The 5,194-nt window shown below is 73.2% G+C and carries 5 protein-coding genes; 1 reads left to right on the forward strand and 4 read right to left on the reverse strand.

From position 1 onward, the window contains the following. The 4 genes from ICN82_RS20705 to ICN82_RS20720 all read right to left on the reverse strand — a co-directional run. A partial coding sequence (locus ICN82_RS20705; RefSeq protein WP_193187129.1) for an ABC transporter permease occupies positions 1-1,101 on the reverse strand: 1,101 nt, incomplete at its 3' end. A 129-nt stretch (positions 1,102-1,230) separates the two neighbouring features. Further along, the gene (locus tag ICN82_RS20710) at positions 1,231-2,208 is read right to left on the reverse strand and encodes an ABC transporter substrate-binding protein (protein WP_193187132.1); all 978 of its coding nucleotides are present in this window, start codon (positions 2,206-2,208) and stop codon (positions 1,231-1,233) included. Between the two features lie 190 nt (positions 2,209-2,398). Next, a complete protein-coding gene (locus ICN82_RS20715; RefSeq protein WP_226898651.1) occupies positions 2,399-3,715 on the reverse strand; it encodes an ATP-binding protein in 1,317 nt (438 codons plus the stop codon). After that, positions 3,712-4,452, reverse strand: coding sequence for a response regulator (locus tag ICN82_RS20720; protein WP_193187135.1), 741 nt, complete (start codon positions 4,450-4,452; stop codon positions 3,712-3,714). The genes ICN82_RS20715 and ICN82_RS20720 overlap by 4 nt, the downstream gene beginning before the upstream one ends. Before the next feature lie 214 nt (positions 4,453-4,666). Between ICN82_RS20720 and ICN82_RS20725 the strand changes: the two genes are divergently transcribed. Further along, positions 4,667-5,194: hypothetical protein (locus ICN82_RS20725; RefSeq protein ID WP_193187138.1), on the forward strand; the 528-nt coding region annotated here is incomplete at its 3' end.

Consider the following 5,194-nt stretch of genomic DNA (forward strand, 5'->3'; position numbering starts at 1 on the left):
CGCCGCCGCGCAGAGCGCGAGGAGCAGGGAATTGGCGAAGGCCCGCGCGGTCACTTCCTGGCGCAGCAGCACCTCGGCGAAATTGTCGAGGGTCAGCGTCGCGGCGGAGAGTGCCACCCCGTAGGTGGGCACCAGCGCGGTGGCCAGCAGCGCGCAGAGCGGCAGCACCAGCGTGGCCAGGACCAGCAGCGCCAGGGACGCCTCGGCCGCCGGGCGCCAGCGCCCCAGCGGCAGGCGCAGCGGGCTGCGCCCCGCGCCGCTCAGCGCGTTGCGCCCGCGCCGCAGGATGGTCCCCTGCACCAGGATCGCGACCAGCGCCACCGCGGCCAGGATGGCGGCGATGGCGGCGACATCGGCCAGGACCGATGGCCCGAAACTGGCCAGCCGCTGCCAGATCAGCACCGGCAGGGTGACATAGCGGCCGGGAATGCCCAGCAGCGCGGGGATCCCGAAATTGCCGAGCGCCGCGACGAAGGCCAGCATCGCGCCTGCCCCCAGCGCGGGCAGCAGGAGCGGCAGCAGGATCCGCCGCAAGAGCCGCCCCGGCCCGGCCCCGGCGATGCGCGCCGCCTCCGTCAGGTCGGCGGGCAGCGCGCGCAGCGCCGCCAGAACCACCAGGAAGACCAGCGGCATGTGCTGGATCGCCAAGAGCCCGATGACGCCGCCGCGCGAATAGAGGGGATGGGGGCTGCCCAGGGGCGGGGCGATCCCCAGCGTCTTCAGCAGCGGGCTGGAGGGGCCGAGCGCCTGGATCCAGGCGATGGCGGTCACATGCGGCGGGATCATCATCGGGATCAGCAAGAGGAAGGTGAAGGCGCGCTTGCCGCGCAGGTCGGTCAGGCCGACCGCCAGCGCCACCGCCGTGCCCGCGGCCAGGGCAAGGACCGCCGAACAGGCGGCGCTGTCCAGCGAATGCCCCAGCGCGCGCAGGGTCGAGGCCTGCGACAGGGCCTCCAGGACGGGCGCGCCGTCGCCGCCGAGCGCGGTGGCCAGCAGCCGTCCCAGCGGCAGCGCGATCAGCCCCAGCGCGGCGGCCAGGGCGGCGAGGAAGGCCAGGCCCTGGCCGGGGCGCGGGGACGGGCGGAACGGGGGCCGGTTCATGGCGGCTCTTCTCTTCATGTCGATGCCGGAGAGGGGCGGGGGAAGGGGCGAGGCGAATGGCAGGCGGCCGGGACAGGCCCGGCCGCGGCAGCGCGGAGACGGCCGGGGCCGCCTCCCGGGGCAGGGGGGTCAGCCGCCGAAGATCTCGGCGAAGCGCTGCTTGGCCTGCTGGTCCTGCTCCAGCGCCGCGCCCGCATCGAAGGGCAGCAGCGTGATGTCCTCCACCGCCGGGAAGCCCTCGGGCGGGGTGACGCCCGGCATGGCGGGCAGGTAGCCCATGGCGGAGGCCAGTTCCTGCCCCTCGCGCGAGATCAGGAAATCGACGAAGGCCTTCGCGGCGTCGGGATTCTGCGCGGTGGACAGGATCGCGACCGGTTCGGTCACCGCCGAGACGCCTTCCTCGGGGAAGACGAATTCCACCGGCGCGCCCTTGGCCTTTTCGCGGATCGGCAGGAAGTCGACCACGAAACCGTAGAGCTTCTCGCCGCCGGCCACGGCCTTGTAGACGCCGCCATTGCCGCCATCGGCCAGCGCCCCCTGTTCGGCCAGCGCGGCATAGTAGTCCCAGCCCAGATCGTCATCGCCGGTGATCGCGGCCATGTGGATCGCCGCCGCGCCGGAGGTCAGCGGCGAGGGCAGCATGATGCTGTCCGCGGCCTCGGGCTTCAGCAGGTCCTTCCAGGAGGCCGGCACCATCTCCGCGCCGGTATTGTAGATGATGCCGGTGGTGATCAGCTTGGTCGGGAAATAGTGGTGCCCGGGATCCATCAGCCCGGCGTCATAGGCGGAGACATCCGCGTCGGGATAGGCCATGAGCCTGTCCTCGGCGACGAGGCTTTCCATGGTCACGCTGTCGGCGATCAGCAGCACGTCGGGCTGGGGCGCCCCGGCCTCGATCTCGGCGCGCAGCTTGGCCATGATCCGGGTGGTGCCGTCGCGGACCCATTCGACCTCCACCCCGGGATGGGCGGCGGTGAAGGCGTCGACGGTGGCCTGCGCATCCTCGTTGGGCTGCGAGGTGTAAAGCACCAGCCGGCCCGAGACATCCTGGGCAAGGGCGGAGGTGGAGAGAAGTGCGGCAGCCAGGGCCGTGAGGGCGAAGCGCATGGCGGGTCCTTTCATTCGCCGGTCGATCCAGATGCCGCTAGCAAAGAAATGTGACAGCCATGACACGGGCGGTGGGGAAAACCCGGGGACCAGGCGGGGACCGCCATTTTACCGGACATTGCGGCGCCGGGCAGGCTCCGGCGGTTTTCCTTTCCATGGAGGTAGATAACCGCCGCCTTGGCGCTGCGTCTCAGATCTCCTCCGCGGGCGCCTTCCGGTCCTGCGGCGGGGTGTCCGGCCCGGCCAGCGGCAGGGTCACGCTTTGCAGGAGTCCGCGGGGCAGAAGATTGGCGATCTCGATCCGGCCGCCGAAGCGTTCGAGGATCTCGCGCGCGATGGCCAGGCCCAGGCCCGCGCCGGGCAGGGTCTTGCGGCGGGCGGGATCGACGCGGAAGAAGGGTTCGAAGACGCGGTCCATCATCTCCTCGGGCAGGCCGGGCCCGTCATCGCGGATCGTCACCACCGCCCGGGCGCCATCGCTGCCATGCCGTTCGGCGAGCGACACATGCGCGCCGCCGCCATGGGTGGCGGCATTCAGCACGAGGTTCGACAGGGCCCGTTTCAGCGCCAGGGGCCCGGCCCGGACCGAGAGCGGCGGCAGCGGGTCCGCGCTCACCGGATGGCCCGCCTCGGCCAGCCCGGTCACGATCTCCGCCAGGAGATGATCCAGCCGGACCGGTTCGGCGCCGCCGCCGCCGACCTCCTCGCGCACCAGGCGGATGGCGCTGTCGGCGATGCGGTCCAGTTCCTCCAGGTCGGCCAGCCACTTGGCGCGGTCGGTCTCGTCCTCGACGAATTCGGCGCGCAGCCGCATCCGGGTCATCGGCGTGCGCAGGTCATGCCCGGCCGCCGCGACCAGCCGCATCCGGCTTTCCATCGCCGCGCGGAGCCTTTCGGAGAGCCGGTTGAGCGCCCGGGCGGTGGCGCGCACCTCGGCCGGGCCGGTTTCCGGCACCGGCGCCAAGGTCGCGTCCGCGCCGATGCGCCCGGCGGCGGTTTCCAGAAGCCTGAGCGGCCGCACCAGCCGCTGCGCCGCATAGAGCGAGATCACCGCCGAGCCCGCCAGGATCACCGCCAGCCAGATCGCCAGGATCACCGGCCCGTCATCGGGCGGCCGCATGTCGGGCATGTCCAGCACAAGCCAGGCGCCGGGCGCCAGCGCCACCGAGGCGGTCATCGCCGGCAGGTCGGGGCCGCGGCTGACCTGCACGCGGCGCGCCGGGCCGGTATGTTCCAGCGCCCGGGCCAGCATATGCGTCGCCCGCGGATCGGGGCTGCCCGCGGCGGGGCGCGGGCCGATGCGGGCCCCCGCGGCGGCGAGGGCGGCGGGATCGGCCTCGGCCAGCCGGGCGAGGATCTGCATCTGGCGGGCGATGGGCTCGATCCGGGACTGGGGCGGCGGGGGCGTCAGGGCCCGGCTGGCCGCGAGGGTGGCCAGCCCGGTCACCGCCAGGATCGCCACGATCATCAGCGCGGCGATGCGCGCGCCGAGCGAGGTCAGCCTCATGGCCCGCGCTCCGGTTCGACCGGCACGACAAGCTGGTAGCCGCCGTTGCGCACCGTCTTGAAGATCGGCGCGGCGTCCGGATCGGCCAGCCCGGCGGCCAGCTTGCGCCGCAGCCGGCTCATCAGCACGTCGACGGAGCGGTCCAGCGGGTCGCGGTCCCGGCCGCGGGTCAGGTCCAGCAGCTGATCGCGCGACAGGAGCCGCCCCGGCCGGTCGAGGAACACCCGCAGCAGGTCGAATTCGGCGCCGGTCAGCTCGATCAGCTCTCCGGAGGGGGCGGTGACGCGGCGCAGGTCGGTTTCCACGGTGATTCCGGCCAGGCGATAGCGGGTGACGTCCGGCGCCCCGGCCGCGGGCGCCTCGCGCGGGGCGCGGCGCAGCACCGCCTTGATGCGCGCCACCAGCTCGCGCGGGTTGAAGGGCTTGCCCAGGTAGTCGTCGGCGCCGATCTCCAGGCCGATGATGCGGTCGACATCCTCCTTCAGCGCGGTGAGCATGATGATCGGCAGATGGGCATGGCGCGCGCGCAGGTCGCGGCAGATCTCCAGCCCCGAGCCGTCGGGCAGCATCACGTCCAGCACCGCCAGGTCGGGCAGGCCCTGGGCGAGGCGGGTTTCGCTTTCGCGGCGGCTGGCGGCGGTCTGCACGCGCAGCCCCTGCTGGGAGAGATAGCGCGCCAGCAGGCTGCGGATTTCGGGATCGTCGTCGACGATGAGGATGGTGGGGGCGCTGGTCATGGATCCTGCCGCTGTGATGCCGCCCCAGCATAGCGGCGGCGGCGGCGGGGGGCAGGGGGATTTGTGTCCCAGGATTGCCCGGGGCGCCGGGGCAATGTTGCGTTGCAATTTCCCGCCCGCAGACATGTTTCGTCACCGCCCCGGTGCTGTCGGGACATGCAGGCTGCCTAGATCGGCTCCAGTCGACACCGATCACAGCAGAAAGGAACATGCGATGAAACGGACTGTCATGACCACGCTTCTGGTTGCCGGGCTTGCCGGGGCGGCGCTGCCCGCGCTGGCCGTCTCCCCGGCGGGGCCGGGGCCCGAGGGGCAGGCGCAGCTGCCGCCGCCGCCCATGCCGGCGCGCGGGATGCAGCCGGGCCTGGAACTGGCCGCGCGTCTCAACGCGATGGAGACCCTGATCGGGATCACCGAGGCGCAGGAACCGGCCTGGCGGGAATATGCGGCGGCGCTTCTGTCCTTCATGGAGGCGGCCGGACCGCGCCATGGCCCGCATGAGGGCGCGCCCGCGCCGCAAGAGGCCCCGCAGGAGGCCGGTACCGCCCCCGAGGGGGCGCAGGCCCCGGCGGCCCCGCCCCTGATGGCCGAGCGCATGGCCGAGCGGGCGCTGGATCTGGGGGCGCGCGCAGAGACGCTGAAGACCGCCACCGCCGCGCTGCGCGACGCGCTGGAGCCGGGGCAGCTGCAGGCGCTGGCCCGCGCGGAGCGGCCGGAGCCGCCGCATCGCGGCGCGCCGCAG

The organism is Mangrovicoccus algicola, assembly GCF_014903745.1.
GTDB classification, from domain to species: domain Bacteria; phylum Pseudomonadota; class Alphaproteobacteria; order Rhodobacterales; family Rhodobacteraceae; genus Mangrovicoccus; species Mangrovicoccus algicola.